The organism is Clostridium sp. KNHs214 (assembly GCF_000744935.1).
GTDB lineage: Bacteria > Bacillota > Clostridia > Clostridiales > Clostridiaceae > Haloimpatiens.
The window spans coordinates 571,146-593,359 of the sequence record NZ_JQMW01000013.1 but is presented as its reverse complement, the minus strand read 5'-3'; the positions used below and the strand labels follow the sequence as shown (position 1 = coordinate 593,359).

Below are 22,214 nucleotides of genomic sequence, written 5' to 3'. Positions count from 1 at the left end.
GTGGGTTAATCATAATTTAATTAAATAACATGGTAATATGGGGACAGTTAAGTATTTTTGGTTAATAGATAACCAAAAATACTTAACTGTCCCTTATTTATATACTTACTTATATCAATACTCTAAGTTTATTTATCCAATTGACGTTTGATTTTAAATTATTTATTTTAATGTGCCTTAATATTCTATTAAAAGTTGGAATGCTGTAGTAGATGCTTCTATAAATATAAGTTCTAAATTTAATATGTATTGAAAAATTCATATTAAATTTAGAACTTTGCTATGTTTATACAATATTTAACATGTAAATAAAATTAATATTATCTAGGTATTGATAAACTATGTGTTATATGGTAGAATTTACATAGAAATAAATGGAATTGATATAAGTATATGTAATTTTATTCATTTCTATATAGTTCATTGGGGCGTTATTAGAACTATGATTAACTTTTTTAGTAAAGTTAATAAGCTTTATTAAAAATTTTAAAATATAAAAGGGGGGTTATTATGAAAAGAAGGAATCAAAAATTATTGTCATTGTTTGTTACAACAATGATGATAATGTCTTTTGTGTCTGGATTTGGGAGCAAGGAAGTAAAAGCTCAAGAGAATACAAATACAGCACAAATGTCAGCTGACAATACGTTAAGGATTAAGTATTCAGAAAAAGACATTGAAACCTTTCTGAAGGCTAAATACGGAAAAGGCTTTGTTTTAAATGAAAACAAACCACTAAGTATAAAGCCTGAGGAGACAGTTAGAGTTATTGTACAGCTAAAGGACAAGCCTTTATTGGAAAAAGGTAGTAAGGGGCTAAACTTTATACAAAATGCACAAAAGTCTGTAAAGTCAAAAGTTGCAGATTTAGAAGGTGCTAAAATTAGGAATTCTTATACTAAAGTTTTAAATGGCTTTAGCATGATGGTAAAGAAGAGTGAAATTTATAAAATTAAAGCTTTACCAGAAGTAAAAAGTGTAACTTTAGTTAATAAGTATTATCCTGATATGACATCTGCTAAAGTTTTAACTCAAGCTTATGAGGCTCAAAGTTCTTCTTATGGATATAAAGGACAAGGCATGGTAGTATCTATTATAGATACTGGTATAGACTATAGACATAAGGATATGAAACTTTCAGATGCTTCACAGGCAAAAATAAAATCAAAAAATTCACAAGGACCTGGAAAATATTTTACAGATAAAGTACCTTATGGTTACAATTATGCTGAACAAAATTATAACGTAATAGATACTGGAAATATGCATGGAATGCATGTTGCTGGTATAGTAGGTGCTAATGGAAACCAGACAGAAGTAGATAAAAACGAAGCTATACAAGGTGTAGCTCCAGAATGTCAATTACTTGCAATGAAAGTATTTGCTAATGATCCTGAAATAGGCGGGGCATATTCTGATGATATAGTGGCAGCTATTGAAGACTCAGTTAAGCATGGGGCAGACGTTATAAACATGAGTCTTGGTTCTAATTCAGGATTTCAAGAATCAGATGAGCCGGAACAAAAGGCAATAAAAAATGCTACTGAAAGTGGAGTTGCTGTAGTAGTATCTGCAGGAAACTATCAATACAATACAGCTCCATATAAATTTGGTGATTTATATGATACAGGAATAACAGGATCACCAGGTATTGCTAAAGAAGCCATACAAGTAGCTTCTTATGAAAATAGTAACATTATGTTATTTAGTATGGAGTATACTTGCACAAGTGGTAATGGAAGTTGTACCTATGAAGTAAATAATGTAAACCCATCAGAGGTTTTTAAATCAGAGCTTGAATTGGTAGATTGTGGTTCAGGACAAGAATCTGATTTTCAAGGTAAAGATCTCAATGGAAAGATTGCTTTAGTACAAAGAGGTTCGAATACTTTTGGAGAAAAAGAAATTAATGCTCAAAAAGCAGGCGCAAAGGCTATAATTATTTACAACAATAGAGAAGGCTATATTGGAGGTATGTTTGTAGATCCAACAGTTAATATTCCAGTTATAGGCATGACAACAGCTGATGGTTTAGTTCTTAAGGAAAAAGTTTCTTCAGGATTAAAGGTTAAATTTCCTGGAACCTTGACTTCATTAGAAAATACGGATAAAAATGATATGTCTGATTTTACTTCTTGGGGTCCAGCTCCAAATCTAGAATTTAAACCTGAAATATCGGCTCCAGGCGGAAATATATGGTCAACTGTTAATAAGGATAAATATGAGAATATGTCTGGTACATCTATGTCTGCACCTCACACATCAGGAGCTGAAGCTTTAATATTACAAGGAGTAAAGAAAAATTATCCAAGCTTAACAGGAAAGGAATCGGTGGATTTTGCAAAAGCTACATCCATTAATACGGCAAAAACTCTTATGGATAAGTCTCACACTGCAGTGCCTTATTCTCCAAGAAGACAAGGTGCAGGATTAGTTCAAATAGTAGATGCTGTAAACAATGGTGTAACAGTAAAAGACGATAGGGGCAATGCAGCAGTAGCTTTAAAGGAAATAGGGAAAACTAAAACTTTTGCTTTGAATTTAAAGAATTATAAGGATAAACCTATTACTTTTAATTTAAGTGATATGGGTGGAGTTTTAACTGAACAAAAAGTTCCATTTACAAGTAACATGTCTTATGACGTAAAAATAAAGGACGCTAAAGTTACTTTTGATAATTCTACAATAACGGTACCAGCTAATGGAGCTTTAAAAGTAAACGTAACAATTAATTTACCAGATAACTTGCCAGAAGAAAGTTTTGTGGAAGGTTTTATTAAATTAAAATCTAACGAACCTAAAGACAATCCAGATTTAGTAGTACCATATATAGGTTTCTATGGAGATTGGTCTAAACAAGATATAATAGATAAACCTATTTGGGATAAAGATAACTATTTGGGTGGAACAAGAATGTTGACTTTGGGAGAAGATGGCAATACATTATATTATTTAGGAGTTACAGGAAAAGATGAAGAAGGAAATCCAATTATAGAAGAAGATAAAATTGCTATTTCCCCTAATGGTGATAATCAAAATGATAATATATATCCATTCTTAACATTCTTAAGAAATGCTAAGTCTATGGAAATTAAGCTATTAGATAAGGATAAAAAGCTAGTAAGGCAATTGGCAACTTCTAATCATATTAGAAAGAATGTTATTTCAGATCCAAATGACTCAGGATATAGAGAGGACATGGATTGGATGTGGGATGGAAAGATTTATGATCCATCTACAGGTAAAATGGGTGTAGTTAAAGATGGTCAGTACTATATTGACTATGTAACAAAGGTAGATATAGATAATGCCAAAGAAAAACATTTTCAAATTCCATTAAAGATAGACACAGTAGCTCCAACTATAGAAGTGATATCAGCAACAAAATCCAATGATTCTAGTTATAAGTTACAGTGGAAAGTATCTGATGAGTTATCTGGAGATGGAAAATTTGGTTTGGTTTATTTGAATGGAAAGCAACAAGATGTTTCAAAAATAACCATAGATCAAAATGGAGTATATAGTTGCGATTTAATACTACAAGAAAATGCAAATAACTTTATATCTATAGGTGCTATAGATTATGCATCTAATGTTGGGGTTAAAGACGTAACAGTTGTACAAGGTAATCCATCATTTGATCTAAAATTTGATAACTTATCCTCTAGAATGTCTGTAGATTATAAAGATTTAACTATAACTGGTTCTGTAGGATATGTTCCAAAGGTATTTAAGATAAATGATAAGGATGTTAAGATAAACAAAGATTTAACTTTCTCGATGGATGTTACATTTGAGGAGGGAAGAAATTTAGTGAAGATATATGCTGAGGACTTTGATGGTACAGTCCTAAAGGATTTTGCATATAAAGTAGACTGTGATATTACCGCTCCTATTATAGAACTTGAAGCTCCTAAGATTGCAGAGGATGGAAAGGTATATGTTAACAATGACACCGTTAATGTTAAAGGAAAAGTATCTGATAATACTTTTGGATACAAGCTATATGTTAATGGAGAACAAAAACTAAATATATTTGTAGACGGTGAAATGGGTAACGATGTAACAGAAAGGACTTTTGATTATGAAGTTCCTGTTACTAATAACTCTTTCTTAGAAATAAAAGCTGTAGATGTATTTGGTCATGAAACTGTTAAAAATGTTAATGTAGTAGTGGATAAAGAAAAGCCAGTTATTACAGTAGCAGGTGTAGAAGATGGCAAAGTTTATAATAATAATATTACACCAAAGATTACCTCTAATAAAACTGCTGCTATAACTTCTACTCTTGACAAGAAGCCATACAATGGAGAAGAAATTACTGCAGAAGGTGCTCATGAATTAGTAGTAAAAGCTGTGGACTTAGCTGGAAATACTTCAGAGTATAAGGTTAACTTTACAATTGACAAGACAAAACCTGTAATAACAGTTACTGGTGTAGAAAATGGAAAGGCATATAGCAGCAATGTTATAGCAAAAGTGTCTTGTAATGAAAATGCAAAAGTTACTACGGCTCTTGATGGTAAAGCATACAATGGAGAAGAGATTACTGCAGAGGGAATTCACGAATTAGTAGTAACTGCTGTAGATTTAGCAGGAAATACTTCTGAATATAAAGTTAAATTTACAATTGATAAGACAAAACCTGTAATAACAGTAACAGATGTAGAAGAAGGAAAATTATATAATAAAGATGTTATGCCAAAAATAACATCAAGTGAAAAAGCAACAATAACATCAACTCTTGATGGTAAAGCATATAAAGGAGAGAAAATTACTACAGAAGGTATACATCAGTTAGTAGTAAAAGCTGTAGATTTAGCAGGAAATACTTCTGAATACAAGGTTAACTTTATTATAGATAAGACTTTCCCAGTGATAACAGTAACTGGTGTAGAAGACGGCAAGGTTTATAATAATAAAGTAACTCCTGTAATTAAATGTGATGACAACACAGCTAAAGTTACAGTAACACTTAATGGAAAGAATTATGATGGCAAAGAAATAGCTTCAGTAGGAGATTACACTTTAATAGTAACTGCAAAAGATTTAGCAGGAAACACTTCTTCTAAAACTATTAAGTTTAGTTTAAAAGGTACAGCAGCTAGTGGCTCGAACAGTGCTTCAAATAATAATAATGTAAATGGACAAGGTAGTCAAACTTCTAATAATAAATTAGTTCAAACAGGTGGCAGAATGAACGCGCCTCTATTAATAGCTATAGGTGGAGTTTTAATAGCTTGCGGATGCGTATTTATTAGGAGAAGAAAAAGGGCATAGATAAAAATAAAAAGGGGCAGCTAGTTAAATTAGCTGTCCTTTTTTAATAGAGAAATGTATAGTCCATATGATTTTTTTAATGAGATAAATTAAATTTTAAACTATAAAAGTTTAAAAAGCTTTGTGTATATCTTATGAAGATAATTAAGTTAATTTTTAAGTTTTAACTTTATTAGCATTTCACCAGATTTAACTTGTTGGCCTTTAGCCACGTGGATGGATTCCACTATGCCTGAAACAGGGGAGGTAATTATAGTTTCCATTTTCATGGCTTCAATAACTACTAAGTTTCCGTTTTCCTTTATTTCCTCCCCTTCTTTAACAAGTATATCTAAAATAGTTCCAGGTATGCTGGCACCTATTTCGTTTTTGTTTTCTGGGTTAGCCATTAAAATATCAGAAGTTTGCTTTAATTCTGATCTTGTTTTATCCTTTATCTTAATTTCACGTCTATTGCCGTTTACTTCAAATATTAAGGTTCTAAAACCTTCTTTGTTTAGTTTTGTAATTTCTAAGAGTTTTACTACTAATATTTTGCCTTCAGCTAATTTGATTTCACAAGTTTCACCTTCACCTAACCCGTGGAAGTATATATCACTACCTACACTGCTTAAGTCACCATTTTCTTTTATATATTTTACATAGGCTTCAAATACATCTGGATATAAGGCGTAGCTTAGGATATCTTGTTTTGTTGGCTCTAATCCTAATTTTTCCTTAAGGTGTTTTTCTATTTTACTAAAGTCTTCAGGTTGCAAAAGTTCCCCTGGTCTGCAGGTTATAGGTTCTTCTCCTTTTAACACCATCTTTTGAAGTTCCTTTGGAAAACCATGCTCTGGTTGCCCCATCATCCCTTTAAAATAGGATACTGCTGAGTCTGGAAAAGATAAGTTTGAAGCTTTTTCTAAAATATTTTCAGGAGTTAAATTGTTTTGAACCATGAATATAGCAAGATCGCCTACCATTTTAGAGGAAGGAGTTACTTTAACTATATCACCTACCATAGAGTTAACTTTCTTATACATTTCTTTTACTTCTCCAAATCTATGGCCAAGTCCGAAACTTTCTACTTGAGGTTTTAAGTTAGAATATTGTCCACCTGGAATTTCATATTTATATATTTCTGTGGAGCCAGATTTTAGTCCAGATTCAAAAGAAGTATAAACAGGTCTTACAGCAGACCAGTAATTTGATATCTTTTGTATATCACCAAGGTTAATGCCCGTATCTCTCTTAGTGTTTTCAAGGGCAGCCACTATAGAATTTAGAGATGGCTGACTTGTAAGTCCTGCCATGCTATCAAAGGCTGTATCCACTATATCAACGCCCGCCTCTGCTGCTAGTAAGGCTGTAGCTACACCATTTCCAGTAGTGTCATGAGTGTGTAGATGAATAGGAATACTTATTTCCTGTTTAAGGGCTTTTATAAGTTTAAAGGCAGCATAAGGCTTCAATAGGGCAGACATATCCTTTATGCCCAGTATATGAGCTCCCATTTTTTCAATTTCTTTAGCTTTTTTAATGTAGTAGTCTAAAGTGTATTTATTTCTAGAATTGTCAAGTATATCTCCAGTATAGCAGATGCAGCATTCAGCTACCTTACCTTGCTTTAATACTTCATCTAAGGCTACTTCCATACCTTTAAGCCAGTTTAGAGAGTCAAATATTCTAAATACATCTATGCCTGCATTTGCAGATTCTTTTATAAATTCTCTTATAACATTGTCAGGATAGTTTTTGTATCCTACAGCATTGGCTCCCCTTACAAGCATTTGGAAAAGTAAATTAGGGCATTTTTCTCTTAATTTTTTTAGTCTTTCCCAAGGAGATTCTTTTAAAAATCTATAACATACATCGAAGGTAGCGCCTCCCCACATTTCCAGGGAAAATAAATCTTTGCCTAAATAGGAAGTGGCATCAGCTATTTTAACCATGTCTACTGTTCTCATTCTAGTGGCCATAAGTGACTGATGAGCATCTCTCATGGTAGTGTCTGTCAAAAGTAGTTTATCCTGTGCTTTTATCCACTTAACTAATCCTTCAGGACCTTTTTCTAAAAGTATATTTCTTGTGCCTCTTAAATCTTTAACTTCAGGTATTATAGGAACTACAGGTACATCAAAGGATTTTTTTACGCCATGGGTTTCATTAACCACTTTTTCTCCTATGAATTTTAGAAGGTTGTATTCCTCATCAGCTTTAGCGGTAGTTACAAATAAATCAGGATTTTCTCCTATGAAATTAGTAGTACAAAGACCCTTTTGGAAAGTAGGGTGATTTAGTACATTTATTAAAAAGTCCACATTGGTTTTTACTCCAGATATTTTAAGTTCTTTTACAGAACGAAGGGATTTTCTAACAGCATCCTTAAAGGTTCTGGAGAAAGCTGTAGTTTTAACTAGCAAACTATCATAATAGGGACTGATTACTGCTCCTGTAAAGCCATTACCGCCATCCAGCCTTATACCAAAGCCAGAACCGGTTCTGTATACATCAATTTTACCTGTATCTGGGGCAAAGTTGTTGGACGGATCTTCGGTAGTTATTCTGCATTGAATAGCATAGCTGTTAGTTTTTATAGAATCTTGAGAATATAATCCTATTTCTTCAGAAGCTAAAGCATGACCTTGAGCTATAAGTATTTGGCTTTGAACAATATCTACTCCTGTTATTACTTCTGTTACAGTATGCTCCACTTGGATTCTAGGGTTCATTTCTATAAAATAGTGATTTCCCTTGCTATCAAGAAGAAATTCTAGCGTGCCTGCTCCTCTGTAGTTGACACTTCTGGCTATTTTAAGAGCATCATCACAAATTTCTTTTCTCTTTTCTTCTGAAAGAGATAGTGATGGAGCAAATTCTATAACCTTTTGGTGACGTCTTTGAATAGAACAATCTCTTTCAAAAAGGTGAACAATGTTCCCGTATTTGTCTCCGAGAACCTGTACTTCAATATGTTTTGGATTTTCTAGATATTTTTCTATAAATATATCATCTATACCAAAAGCCTTTTTGGCTTCATTTTTGGCACTTTTGAAAGAGGAAACTAAGTCTTTTTCTTCCTTTACGATTCTCATACCTCTTCCTCCACCACCAGCTGCTGCTTTAAGCATAACTGGATATCCGCAGAAACTTGCAAATTCTAGTGCTTGTTCTTCAGTTTCTATAGGCTCTTCAACTCCAGGTATGGTAGGAACTCCAACCTTCTGAGCTACTAGTTTAGATTTTATTTTATCGCCAAGCTGCTCCATCATAGTGGCAGTTGGGCCTATAAACTCAATGCCAGCTTCTTCACACTTTCTAGCGAATTCTGGATTTTCTGAAAGAAATCCATAACCAGGGTGAATGGCATCCACACCTTTTTTTAGAGCTAGATTTATAATTTCATCTATATTTAAATATGCATCAACAGGATTGTTATTTTTACCTATTTGATAAGATTCGTCTGCTTTAGTTCTAAAAAGAGAACACTTATCTTCGTTTGAATAAATAGCTACAGTTCGAATGTTCAATTCATTACATGCTCTGAATATTCGTATAGCAATTTCCCCTCTATTTGCCACAAGAATTCTTTTAAAGTTTTTGATTGACATATTAACACCTCATTCATATATGAAATATTTATGTAATTACAAATTCATTTTTTACGTATGGTATCATTATATGACACATATATGTATAATGCAATGCAATTTATTAAAAAATATAATTCTTTTTAATGAAATTTAATGGATTTAATAGTAAGGACATAATAAAGAGGAAAAAAACAAATAGTGTAGCACATTACAAAAATATAAATATTGACTAAACATTGTAACTTAATTAGAGTATTTTAAATATAAATATAATATAACCAATAATAGGGTGAAAAATTAAACTATAAAATTAAAGAGCCAAATAAAAAAGGAGTGATTATATTATGTTAAGACCGCAATACGATAGATTAGCAGCTAAAAATTATGCAGAAGAATATGCTTTAAGTCCTAATGTTCAAGAATATCCTTATTACAAAAATGACGATTGTGCTAATTTTGTATCTCAGGTGTTAAAAGCTGGTGGAATGGAAGAAATGGGAAATAAATGGGATGATTTAAATTCTTGGTTTTGCAGAACTTCAGAGGAAAAAGCATTGAAAAAAGTTGCTATTACTTGGAGGGCTGCTAGATATTTTATGCGACATTGGGGTAACGAAAATGGTATGGGGGCTAACAGAGCACATAATTTTTATAAAATAACTCCAGAGGAGGCTATAGCAAATTTTTCATTTATTTATAATACACTTCAAGTTGGAGATGTGGTTCAATATGGAAAACCGTTTCCTTATCACACTCAAGTGATTCACAATAAAGTTTTTAATCCATTTATGGGTCAGTACGATCTTTTCATGGCGCAGCACACTGCCAATAGAATTAACGTCTCTCTTTATGGATATATACTAAAACTTTTAGGAAAAGGCAATATTTATATTTATTTATACAAACTATAAGAATATTGTGATGTAAGTGCAATAAGAAAAATCACACTTTAAGTCCGTGAAAAAATTGTAATTTGGGACTAATCACAATACGCTAAGAACTTCTAAATGTTTGCAGATTTCAATCCCCTAAAACCTTAACTCGCTCCTTGCGTCCCTCAAACAGGAAGGTTTCTTAACGGGAATTGAAATCTGCAAACATAAGAAGTTCTAAAGCTAGTTCCATAGTCCCAAATTCCAATTTTTTTCACTTCCTTAAAGTGTGATTTTTCGGTTCATGCATAGGCTATCTGGGGTGGGGAATACGGCTAACTAAAGGATGATTTTCCTCCACTACGCTATGGAAAATCTTTAATTTATAAATAGAAAGGCGCTCATAATATTTTTTAGGCGGAGCCTTTCGAAAAGTTATATGGTACCTATTAAAATAAAATAACAACTAAAATTCAATTCATTTTGCCGTAAGGCAGTTATTTGTATAAATGAAAATTTGTAAGTTAGAACAGGTAAGAGGTAAAAAGTAAGAAGTAAGAGTTAATGATAAAACTCAAGAAGTTTTTTTATGATTAATTTGTGAATAGTAAGAAGTAATAGTTGTGGTGAAAATTCAGATTTGCTGAACTTTTCAAGAACTCTTACTTATTACGTTCTTACCTATTACTTATTTACAAGTTCTTATTTATCCAACAATTAAAGTTATATATTCTTATATATAACTCCTAAACATGCCTACGTATTTACGCGGGCTACCGCCAATAAAGGATTTTCCATAACGTAGTGGAGGAAAATCATCCTTTAGTAGGCCGTCTCCCCAGAAGCAATGTACGCATGAACTGAAAAATCTGTCTTTAAGGTAACAATAAATATATTTTCTTAGACTATTGAGCTAGCCTTAGAAATTCTTTGTTTTCAAATTTCAATACCCGTTAAGAAGCTTTCATGTTTGAGCGCCGTAAGAAGCGAGTTTGAAAGCTTTAGGGTATTGAAATTTGAAAACATTAGAATTTCTTGGCGTATTGCGAACAGTCTAAAAAATATATTTATTGTGAACTTAAAGACAGATTTTTCTTATGGCACTTGCTTCACAATATATTCTTATTGGATTTATAATAAAAACTCTTAGGAACATATTGAGTTATAGTGTATTTAATATGTATAATATCTATGTATGGTGAATTTCATAAAGATATAAAGGGAAGTGGAGAATATTGGCTGGGGGCATAAAAAAAGAGAAATTAATACATATAATGTTTATCTATATATTTCTTTGGATTTTTTATATTTGTACATTTGGAGAGAATAATTTTTACAAAGTATTGGGAAATAACATATTCCTTATAATAGGCGAGTTTGTAGCTTGTAAAGTTATGTTTAATACTTACAAGAAAAGTTTTGGTGTAGAAAAACGATTTTGGCTTTTTATGAATTTGGCTATAATAAGCTATTTCATAGGGGATTTAATTTGGATAGTTATGGAGGTATATCTGGGAAATGTCTTAACTACCTGCTATATATCAGAAATTTTTTATCTAATTCAGTATCCTTTAAGTATAGTAGCAATATTGTATATAGTATATAAAAAGAAAAGCAGGTTTCTTACTTTTCAGATGGTTATGGATATTCTTATAACGGTTACTGCAATTGCATCTATAAGTTGGTTTTACATTATGGAACCTGTTTATTCAGAAATAGGATTAGAAATTTTAAGAAAAGTTGCACTATTGGCAAATCCTATATCGGACTTAGGGGTATTGCTTTCAGGATTATTTATGATACTATTAGCAAGAGATGCCTTTCCTAGTAAGGTGATTTTTCTCATTATGTCAGGATTGCTTTTAGAAAGTTTTGTAGATTTATTATATTGTTACATTACCTTTAACAACATTAATATTTCATTAGAAATTTTAGATCCATTTTGGGTCACAGCTTTATTGTTCATATCTTATTCAGCTATTGTTTATGATGAGATAGCAGAAAATGGGGAGGATGAAATAGAAAGCAGGATTTATAGTAAGGAAATAAATGCATTAAAAAGATTTATTCCCTATATAGGAGTTATAATTTTAGTAATTATAATTGCTCATAAAATTGAAAGATTTAATAGTATTATAATTGGTTTTGGTATTTGTTCATTGCTTATAATCACAAGACAATTCTTTACTTTGATGGAAAATGAAAAATTAATGAATTTGCTTATTAAATCCAATCAGCAACTGGATTATAAAAAGAATCAGCTAGAGATTATTAACGAAGAACTTCATGCATATAATTTGATGAAGGAACGGGAAGCTAAGACGGATTTCCTTACAGGATTATATAACAGGCGATACGTGGATGAAAAGCTAAAATTGCTTCAAAAACAGAAAAATCTAATTGAAAATTATGTTGTGTTAATGATAGATATAGATTATTTTAAAAAGATTAATGATACTTATGGGCATGAAGCTGGAGATAAAATTTTAAAGGAATTTTCCAATATAATGAAAAAATATAGCACAAAAGATGATATATTAGTAAGGTTTGGAGGAGAAGAGTTTATATTTGTTTTATTTAATGCAACTTTGGATAAAGGACAATTAGTGGCTAAAGAAATAATAAAGGAAGTAGAAAACAAAAGATTTGATATTCAAACTTGTGAAGTTACTATAACTATAAGTATTGGTGTAGCTGCTGGTGATGTAGGAAAAAGTGAGAATATCCAAAAAGTTATTGATAATGCAGATAAAGCACTATACAAGGCTAAAAATGATGGGAGAAATTGTGTAAGGGTTTATTAAGAAGTTATTTATAAAATTGTTATCCAAATAAATATGCACCTATTGTAATGTTATGTTTTCATAAAGATGATAGTATTATGGTAGGTAGAATTAGTTACAAGATAAATAAATTATTAGGTAGGGGGAATAACAAATGAATTTAATTGACATGCACTGTGATACTATACTTAAAATGATGGACAAGGATGAAAAATTTAATTTTAAAAACAACAATTATGGAATAGATTTAAGTAAGTTAAAAAGGTCTAATTCTATTGCTGAGTTTTTTGCTTGTTTTGTAGATTTAAAGGGAGACAAAGATCCTTTGGAAAGAGCATTAGATATGGTGGATAAGCTTTATTTAGAAATTAATAAATATAGAGAAACTATTGCTATTGCTAAAAGCTATCAGGATATAATGACAAATCAAAAAGAAGATAAAATATCAGCAATATTAACTATAGAAGGTGGAGAAGCCTTAAAAGGAAAACTTTCAAATTTGAGAAATTTTTATAAGTTAGGGGTAAGGTTAATAACTTTAACCTGGAATTATCAAAATGAAATAGGATGTCCGGGCTGTGTAGAAGAGTTTAGAGATAAAGGACTTACTGAATTTGGAAAGGAACTTATAGTTGAAATGAATAAGCTAGGTATGATAGTAGACGTGTCTCATCTTTCCGATGGTGGATTTTATGATGCTATAAAATATTCTAAAAAGCCAATAGTGGCATCCCATTCTAATGCAAGAGAAGTAAAGCATCATTCAAGGAATTTAACAGATCCTATGATAAAGCTTCTAGGAGAAAATGGGGGAGTTATGGGGCTTAATTTTTGTAATCCATTTTTATCTAAAGAAAAGGTAGCAACAGTTGAAGATATGGTTAGTCATATAAAACATATAGTAAATGTAGGTGGAATAGATGTAGCTGCAATAGGTACTGATTTTGATGGCATTGATAACCCGCCAGAAGTAAAACATATAGGGGAAATGCATAAATTAGTAGATGCACTACATAAGCATGGGTTTTCAGAATTGGATATAGAGAAAATTTTCTATAAGAATACTTTGAGAGTTATAAAGGAAAATCTCTAATTTTTTTATTATAACATACAAAAAGAAAACTACATCATTCACATGTTTCAAGGATATACCTTCTTCTATAAATGAATTTTAGAAATATTAGATATAGATATATTTAAGTTCAAAATGCAAGAAAAAATTCAAAAGTTAATAAAATTTTAAATATTGTATACAATTTTTTAAATAATTGTGTTATAATAATAACAAATAATAAAATATACGGGCAGAGTAGATGTAAGAGCGTCAAGTGCTAGGGGATGGGAGGTTGCCTCTAGACGAAAACCCTTTACCTGTGGTAGAGAGTTACGATTCTTAATTCGCTTCCGCTGTCATAGAAGGTATAACCTCTATGTGGCATGTCCTGTTGTAGGAGGTTTTTTTAATGCAAAAAAAACAAATATTTAACACAAAAACGCTAGTTTATCTAGCAATGTTAGGTGCTATACAAATAGTACTTACAAGATTTCTTTCAATCCAAACACCTATACTTAGAATTGGTTTTGGATTCATACCTTACATGCTTACAGCTATGTTATTTGGACCAATAGTTGGTGGAATCTATGGAGTTGTAACAGACTTTATAGGAGTAATGATAAATCCAGCTGGAGGGGCATATTTTCCAGGGTTTTCATTAAGTGCATTTTTAGGTGCATTTGTCTATGGAATAATCTTATACAAAAAGCCTAAAAACCTTTGGAGAATGGCTACATCAGTAATTATTGTAACTGTATTTGTGGATATGTGCTTAAATACTTTATGGCTAACAATGATAACAGGAAAGGCTGCTTATGCAATATTGGCTCCAAGAGCTGTAAAAAACGCTATAATGGCAGTTATAAAAATAGTCACCATGTTAGCAGTATGGAAATGTGTGGGCAATTATATAGAGCAAACATTTATACGAAAAAATGAAACAAAAATAACTCACGCTTAAAAATTCTATAATAAGGAACATTCAAATAAATAATAAGTCAGTATGCTAGTCTATTTTGCGTCATACTACGTCAGCAGAAGTTGCGATAGTACTACCAAAGGCGGAACCTGCTTCCTTGTATGACACAAAATATACCAGCATCTTTGACTTGTTATTTCTTTTATATATCTAAACTGATTTAAGTACAAGTGTTAAATAAAAAAATTAAAGCAAGCAGAACAAATAAATTAATTAAGGAGCATTCTTACATTCATGATTATCCCACAAAAAGCATTACATTACCTGAATTATGAAATTTCTCTGGAATGACTTGCATAAGAAGCAAAGGAACTATTTAAATTTAATTTTAGAAATTCTTCTTTTAGACAGATAAAATTATCGTAAGCCTGGCAAGGACGCCAGGCTAGGGAACCTGAGGCAGGACGCTGAATGTGAGCGTTAGATAATTTTATATGGCTAAAAGATTAGAATTTCTTAAATTAAATTTATTGTTCCGAGCTCTTATGCAAGTCATGGAGGAGAAATTGCATAATTCTATCACATTATACCTTTTTGTGGTTTAATCACATTCATTATTAAATTTTTCTAAAGTTATAAAACTTTGCTTAAGAAGTCTTTTGTTCTAGGGTTGGTTGGATTTGCAAAGATTTCTTTAGGGGTTCCGTCTTCTAAAATTTTTCCCTCGTCCATAAAGAATAAACGAGTACCCACCTCTTTGGCAAAGCCCATTTCATGTGTCACTACTATCATAGTCATGCCTTCTTTAGCTAAAGATTTCATTACGTTTAAAACCTCTCCCACCATTTCAGGATCTAGGGCAGAGGTGGGCTCATCGAATAGCATCACATCAGGGTTCATGGCTAGAGCACGAGCGATAGCTATTCTTTGTTTTTGTCCTCCAGATAATTTATTAGGATATACGTGAGCTTTGTCTTTAAGTCCTACCTTATTTAATAACTCAAAAGCCTTTTTTTCAGCAGCTTCTTTGGTTAGTTTTTTTACTTTTATTGGGGCTAAAGTTATATTCTCTAAAACAGTCATATTAGGAAAAAGATTAAACTGTTGAAAAACCATTCCCATTTTTTCACGCATTTTATTTATATTAATTTCCTTGGACAATATGGATTTTCCCTCAAATATGATATCACCAGAAGAGGGTACCTCTAGTAAATTAAGGCATCTTAAAAATGTACTTTTTCCAGAGCCAGAAGGACCTATTACCACAACTACTTCGCCCTTTTCTATGTGAGTATTTACCTCTTTTAACACTTCTAGTTTTCCAAAGTTCTTTTTTAGATTATCTACATTAATCACTGGTAGCCATCCTCCTTTCAAAGATTTTTAAAATTTTAGATAGTGTAAATGTAAGTAGGAAGTAAAGAACGGCTGCTACTAACAATGGTGCAAAAGCTTTAAAAGTATTTCCTCTTACAGTGTCAGCATTGTACATAAGTTCTGGAACTCCTATAATTGAAACTATGGAAGATTCCTTTATAACTGTTATAAATTCGTTACCAAGAGATGGTAATATATTTTTGAAGGCTTGGGGAATTATAACATTTTTCATAGCCATAGAATTAGTTAAGCCCAAAGAACGAGCTGCTTCCATTTGACCTTTATTTACAGAATTAATTCCACCTCTTATTATTTCAGCCACATATGCAGTACTGTTTATAGAAAGTGTTATTATACCAGCTAGAATATCAGAAGCCTCACTGCCCATGCCAGGTATTGTAGGAAGAGGAATTCCAATACTAGGAAGACCATAGTAAACTATAAACAGTTGAACCATAATAGGTGTACCTCTTACAAATTCTATATAAGCACCAGAAATTGCTTTGAGTATTTTATTGTTAGATAATCTCATCAAGGCAATAAAAATTCCAAATATGACTCCTAAAAATACAGTGAGAATAGAAATAAGCACTGTATTTTTTACTCCAGTTAGGAAAAAACCATAATATTGAGATAAAAATGATAAATCCAATGTGAAAACCCCCTTTTATAAAATTTTGGTACTATTTACAAAATAAAGGCTAAGGAATATCCTCAGCTTTTATTTTTAATATTAATTAATCTTGAAGTTTATTTGCATCTATAACAAATTGATCTATTTTATTTCCCTTTTGAAGTTTATCTATAGTTGTATTTAAAGCTTTTACAAAATCTGAGGAACCTTTTTTCACAGCTATAGCAGAGCCACCGTCCTTATCTACTACTTTGACATTTGCAAGACTAATGGAATTATCGTGAGCAACATAAGCTCTTGCCACAGGATCCTCCATAACTACTGCATCTACTTTGCCAGTGTTAAGAGCTAGAATAAGATCCGTAACCTTTGGAAGAGATTTAACTTTTGAATTTGGTATTTGAGTTTTAGCTATCTCTTCTTGAAGTGTACCTTTCTGAGCACCTATATTAAGACCTTTAAGAGATTCTAAAGAGTTAAACTTATTGGATTCTTTAGCCTTCACTACTATAGCTTGACTTGCTTTATAGTATATTTTTGAAAAGTCCACGCTTTTAGCTCTTTCAGCTGTAGGCGTCATGCTTGCCACTATAAAATCAATATTCCCAGAAGATAAAGCAGGTAAAAGTCCATCAAATTTCATATCTTTAATTTCTAATTCTACACCTAAATCTTTAGCAACTTCTTTAGCAATTTCTATATCGAAACCCACTATAGTATCTTTTCCATTTACTTCTTTATGAAATTCATAAGGTGGATAATCAGCACAAGTTCCAAGAACTATTTTTTTATTCTTTTTAATTTTATCTAAAGAAGAGTTAGTTTTTTCTGCTGATTTACCACAAGCCACTAGCGAAAAACTTAATAATGCAACAATTGATATTGATAATAATTTCTTTAATTTAAACTTTTTCATTTACAAATTCTCCCTTTAAAGTTATACATGATTCATATTTTCAAACATTTTAAATATTTTTTTAGAGTTTTCTTAATTCATTTGACAAAATAAAGTTTCAATAAAATGGTTTTGATAAAACATAATTTAAACTTCCTTAATAAATATTAATAAATAAACTTTAAATAATTATGTGTATAATTATACATTTATAATTATAATTATGCAATATGTTTTTTGAAATATAAAAAGAAAAATATAAAAATAAAATTCCAGTTAAATAAAAGAATTAACTGTCCCTCATTGAATTAATTGTATGATAATGGTAAAATCTTATTAAGTTACTCGAAAATAGTAATATAAATATCAATATAATATTAATAAAATAGCAAGAAAGCTATCAATTAAGAATACTAATGGAAATACTAAAGAACTATCAATAAGAGTACTAATGAGGATATCTGGAGAAATATTAATAAGAATATTAATTAAAACGAATAGAAATAAGCGGGAATAAGGAGGGGTAATTGTGAATTTTTTAAAGAAATCATTTTGGAGAACTATGCCTATGGCAAAGGTAATGGTGATGTTTCTCATGTTTTTTATGATGTCTACTATGGTTCTTAGTATTACTGGTAATAGTGGTAATACTGTGAGCAAGGGTAAAGTATTCAACAACAGAGTGTATGCAAAAGGAAATTTGAAAGTAGATATGGACGTTGGGTTTGATGGTTACTATAAATTAAATTGTTGGGTCCCATTTAGATTTAAGATAGAAAATAATCTAAAGGATATAAATGGAGAAGTTCAAATAGAAATTATAAATGAAAATAATCAATTAAGAGTATATTCTAAAGAAGTAAATCTTCCTTTGAATTCCACTAAAAATATAGATATATCTGGAGTTGTAGGTAAAGGTTCTAGATATGTAAATGTTAAAATATTAGAGGATAAAAAGGTAGTTTACCAGGAAAATAAAAATATAAAACAAGGAAGCACGGGACAAGAAGCGGTAGTTGGGATTTTAAGCAATGATATACAAAATTTAAACTACATAAAGGCAGTAAAATCTTTAAGCTTAGGTGGTAATTCAGCAATTATAAACTATATAAACTTAACTGAAAGGGATTTAATAGATGAAAATGAGGAGATGGATTTATTTAATATAATAATATTAAATGACTTTGATACTTCAAAACTTTCCAATGAGCAATATAAAGCTTTAAAGGATTGGGTAAAAAGAGGTGGAATTTTAATAATTGGCACAGGATCTTCTTATAATAAAACCTTGTCAATTTTTAAAGATGATTTTTTAACTGGCAGTATAGGAAATGTTAAAAAAATAAATTCTTCAGCGCTTTACAATATTCTTCCCGAAGAAAAGAGAAACGGAAATGCACTAAATATAAATTCATTAGAGCTTAATTTTAAATCTGGGGAAAAATTATTAGAAGAAGGCAAAAACCTGTTGACCATTAACATAAAAAAAGGTGATGGGGCTGTATGTTTGAACTCCTTTGATTTGGGAGAGGAGCCTTTAACTAGTTGGAATATGAGAGAAGATTTTATATCAGCACTTATGCAAGGGGCTATAAAAAATTCTCACTTTGAAAAATTTTATATTTCTCATGGAAATGTAGGAGAAGAATTATATTCCATCAGAAGTGCCCTTACTAATATACCAGAAATGCCTCTTCCAAAGGGCAATAATATATTAATTATAATATGTATATATATAATTTTAGTATCGCCCCTATCTTATATTATATTAAAGAAAAAAGACAAAAGAGAATATATGTGGGCAGTAGTACCGGTTTTAGCTTTAGTTTTTGTATTTATAATATATATTTCAGGTATGGGAACTAGAAATACCAAAAATATAGCAAATATAATAAACGTAATAAGAATAGATAAAAGTGGCCAAGGTGAAATTTTCAGTAATGGAAATATATTTTCTCCAAAAAAAGCAGATATAAAAGTGAAGGGTAATAAGGCACTGAAGATATATCCATATCAAACAGAAATTGTGAATAGAGCGTGGGTAGCTCAAGGTGGTAATCCCAATTTGTCAAAAAATAAAAAGGTTGAAATGAAAATTAACCAAGGACAGAATAATTATGTGGAGTTTTATGATTCACCAGTTTTCTCAAACAATACTATAAAACTTAAAATGCCTAGTATATCATTGGGTAAGATGGAGAGCAATTTAAGTTATTATGATGGAAAATATATAGGAAATATAAAGAATAATACTACATTGAATTTGGAAGATTGCTATATAGTTACTAAAGATAGTTATATAAAAATAGGAAGTTTTAAAAACTCACAGGAAAAGGTTATAAATACTGAAGGAAACATCTACGGTGAGATATACAACTTTGTAGAAGCACAATATCCTACTGGAGATATGTATAATTCTAGAAATAAAAATTCTTCAAAAGAAAATATGAGAAAAAATGCTCAAAAAAGAGATATAATTAGAGCTTATTTTGTGGAAAAAGGGATAAACATAGATGAGCCCGTATTAATTGGATGGAGTAACAGAGAGTTTATTAAGGGATTAGACATAAATGAGAAAAATTTTAAAAAAATTGAAAAGAGTTTAGTAGCTATGCCTATAAATATAAGTTATAAAAAGGGAAATAAAATAGAATACCCATTTGGTTATTTTAAGCCTGAACAAAATGGCAAAGATGGTGGATATAGTGAGAATGAAAAGATTTTTTATGGCAAGGAGTATGAAGCTACATTCCATATAAATGAAAAAGTAGATATTGAAAAAATAACTATGAAGTATACCTTAGATATATTAAAGGGGCAGGAGGAAATTGTAACGCAGTTTGTTTGGAATGTAAAGGATGGAAAGTGGCAACAGGGGGATTTTAGAGATTTTGTAATAGAAAAGAAGGATTTGAATAAATATTTATCTAAAACAGGTGATTTAAAAATAAAATTTCAAATGTCTCAAGAGAGGACAAAAGGAGAAATACCTAAAATTTCAGTGAAAGGGAGTGTTAAATAATGCTTAAGATAGATAATTTATGTAAGAAATTTGGAAGATTCACTGCTGTGGATAATTTAACACTTTATGTACCGAAGGGAGATATATTTGGATTTGTAGGGCCTAATGGAGCAGGAAAAACTACTACTATGAAAATAGTGGCGGGACTTTTAAGGGAAACTTCAGGAAAGGTGTATGTAGATGGGGTGGATGCATTAAGGGATTACAGGAAGGTGAAAGAGCATATAGGGTATATGCCAGATTTTTTTGGAGTATATGATAACTTAAAAGTAAGTGAATACCTGGATTTCTATGCATCTATATATGGTATATATGATGTTGAAAAGGATAAAATATGTGATGATCTTTTAGAATTAGTAGATTTGTCTAATAAGAAGGGGGAGTATGTAGATTCCCTTTCAAGAGGAATGAAGCAAAGACTTTGCCTTGCTAGAAGCTTAATACACAATCCTAAACTTTTAATATTAGATGAACCTGCCTCTGGAATGGATCCTAGAGCTAGATTTGAAATGAAGGAGATTCTAAAATCTTTAAAGGATATGGGAAAAACTGTAATAATAAGTTCGCATATATTGTCGGAGCTTTCAGAGATATGCACCAGTATAGGAATTATAGACAAGGGTAAAATAGTGGCTCAAGGAAAAGTTCAAGACATAATGATGAAGCTTGAAAGCAATAGAACTATTAAAATGACAGTGATAAATAAAGCTGAAGAGGCAGTTGTAATGCTAAAAGAAATACCTCAAGTTATAAGTGTGGTACGAAACGAAAATAATATAGAAATTGCTATTAAGGGTGGAGATGAGGAAATACAAAATGTACTTAAGAAACTTGTAATAAATGATATTCCAGTCATTTCTTTTGGAGAGGAAAATGGAAAATTGGAAGATATATTCATGAAAGTAACTGAAAGGAGCGAAGGGTAATGGAAAAAATAAAGATGAATCCCATACTTAGAAAAGAGGCTAAAGTAAGGATGAGAACTTGGAGAGCTCCTTTTCTCATAGCAATTTATATAGGAATACTAGCCTTTATAGCTGCTTTTGCGCTTTTCAATACTGTATTTGCTCCGTACAATCAGGGATTTAATTCTAATGATATAATAACGTCCTATGCGGTACTAGCTGGAATTCAGTTTTTACTTATAGCCTTTATAGTTCCGGCTTTTACTTCTAGCGCTATTTCCAATGAGAGAGAAAGGCAAACTTTGGATTTGCTGCTTTGTACTAAGTTAAAACCTTCCTCCATAGTAATAGGTAAACTAATAACATCCATAAGTCAAATTTTGATGCTTATAATATCTGCATTACCAGTATTCTCTATAATATTTTTATTTGGAGGAATTTCTATTAAAGAGATGATTCAACTATTTGTTTATTATATAATTCTTGCAGTGACTTTTGGAAGCATAGGAATGTTTTTTTCCACATACATTAAAAAAACCACCACGGCAACAGTGCTTACTTATGGTGCTATATTGTTTTTAATGTTAGGAACTCTTATAATAAGTGCATTTTATATGAGCATAAAGTATAGGTACAGTACAAATCCTATAAGCCAAAGGTTGCCTCTTATGTATTTTAACCCTGGGGCAGGATTTGTATCCTTGGTCATGGACCAGTTTGGAAAAAGCGTAAATATTGGTATACCTGGCATTGTAAAGCTTGGTTCTATTCCATTTTGGGGAGTAAATATGATAATAGACATAGTTATTTCAGGAATAATGCTATCCTTGTCCATATACAAATTAGATCCTATGAAGAAGAAAAGAGCCAATTATTAGAATCTAAATAAAGTGATTAA

12 protein-coding genes and 1 riboswitch are annotated in these 22,214 nt (G+C 31.0%); of the genes, 8 read left to right on the top strand and 4 right to left on the bottom strand.

The annotated features are described in order from the left end of the window. Nucleotides 1-510: 510 nt before the first annotated feature. Nucleotides 511-5,280 (top strand): S8 family serine peptidase, encoded by a 4,770-nt coding sequence (locus CC89_RS18065; RefSeq protein WP_051931979.1) that lies wholly within the window; start codon nt 511-513, stop codon nt 5,278-5,280. Nucleotides 5,281-5,429: 149 nt separating this feature from the next. Here the strand turns inward: CC89_RS18065 and CC89_RS18060 are convergent, their stop codons facing one another. Beyond that, nucleotides 5,430-8,873: a pyruvate carboxylase gene (locus CC89_RS18060; RefSeq protein WP_035294541.1), complete on the bottom strand. Its 3,444-nt coding sequence runs from the start codon at nt 8,871-8,873 to the stop codon at nt 5,430-5,432. Between the two features lie 326 nt (nt 8,874-9,199). Here CC89_RS18060 and CC89_RS18055 point away from each other — a divergent pair, with 326 nt between their 5' ends. The 4 genes from CC89_RS18055 to CC89_RS18040 all read left to right on the top strand — a co-directional run bounded on the left by CC89_RS18055 (nt 9,200) and on the right by CC89_RS18040 (nt 14,525). Beyond that, nucleotides 9,200-9,766 carry an amidase domain-containing protein gene (locus tag CC89_RS18055; protein ID WP_035294540.1) on the top strand — a complete coding sequence of 189 codons (567 nt, stop codon included), beginning with the start codon at nt 9,200-9,202 and terminating at the stop codon, nt 9,764-9,766. A gap of 1,304 nt (nt 9,767-11,070) precedes the next feature. Beyond that, a complete protein-coding gene (locus tag CC89_RS18050) occupies nt 11,071-12,531 on the top strand; it encodes a GGDEF domain-containing protein (protein ID WP_185750808.1) in 1,461 nt (486 codons plus the stop codon). 133 nt (nt 12,532-12,664) lie between these two features. Beyond that, nucleotides 12,665-13,603 (top strand): dipeptidase, encoded by a 939-nt coding sequence (locus CC89_RS18045; protein WP_035294537.1) that lies wholly within the window; start codon nt 12,665-12,667, stop codon nt 13,601-13,603. Nucleotides 13,604-13,813: 210 nt separating this feature from the next. Next, nucleotides 13,814-13,922: riboswitch (THF riboswitch) on the top strand. Nucleotides 13,923-13,973: 51 nt separating this feature from the next. Then, complete coding sequence (locus tag CC89_RS18040) at nt 13,974-14,525, top strand: folate family ECF transporter S component (RefSeq protein WP_035294536.1); 552 nt, start codon at nt 13,974-13,976, stop codon at nt 14,523-14,525. Nucleotides 14,526-15,116: 591 nt separating this feature from the next. Here the strand turns inward: CC89_RS18040 and CC89_RS18035 are convergent. From CC89_RS18035 to CC89_RS18025, 3 genes are all read right to left on the bottom strand, one after another. Next, nucleotides 15,117-15,839, bottom strand: coding sequence for an amino acid ABC transporter ATP-binding protein (locus CC89_RS18035; protein WP_035294533.1), 723 nt, complete (start codon nt 15,837-15,839; stop codon nt 15,117-15,119). Further along, nucleotides 15,832-16,512: an amino acid ABC transporter permease gene (locus tag CC89_RS18030; protein ID WP_035294531.1), complete on the bottom strand. Its 681-nt coding sequence runs from the start codon at nt 16,510-16,512 to the stop codon at nt 15,832-15,834. Before CC89_RS18030 ends, CC89_RS18035 begins: the two co-directional genes overlap by 8 nt. Before the next feature lie 85 nt (nt 16,513-16,597). Then, nucleotides 16,598-17,410, bottom strand: coding sequence for an ABC transporter substrate-binding protein (locus CC89_RS18025; protein WP_035294529.1), 813 nt, complete (start codon nt 17,408-17,410; stop codon nt 16,598-16,600). A gap of 508 nt (nt 17,411-17,918) precedes the next feature. Between CC89_RS18025 and CC89_RS18020 the strand changes: the two genes are divergently transcribed. From CC89_RS18020 to CC89_RS18010, 3 genes are read left to right on the top strand one after another with little or no spacing between them, the layout of a single operon-like run. Then, nucleotides 17,919-20,411 carry a DUF8725 domain-containing protein gene (locus CC89_RS18020; RefSeq protein WP_035294527.1) on the top strand — a complete coding sequence of 831 codons (2,493 nt, stop codon included), beginning with the start codon at nt 17,919-17,921 and terminating at the stop codon, nt 20,409-20,411. Next, on the top strand, nt 20,411-21,337 hold the full coding sequence (locus tag CC89_RS18015) for an ABC transporter ATP-binding protein (protein ID WP_035294525.1): 927 nt from the start codon (nt 20,411-20,413) through the stop codon (nt 21,335-21,337). Before CC89_RS18020 ends, CC89_RS18015 begins: the two co-directional genes overlap by 1 nt. After that, the gene (locus CC89_RS18010; RefSeq protein ID WP_051931977.1) at nt 21,337-22,194 is read left to right on the top strand and encodes an ABC transporter permease; all 858 of its coding nucleotides are present in this window, start codon (nt 21,337-21,339) and stop codon (nt 22,192-22,194) included. Before CC89_RS18015 ends, CC89_RS18010 begins: the two co-directional genes overlap by 1 nt. Nucleotides 22,195-22,214 lie beyond the last annotated feature (20 nt).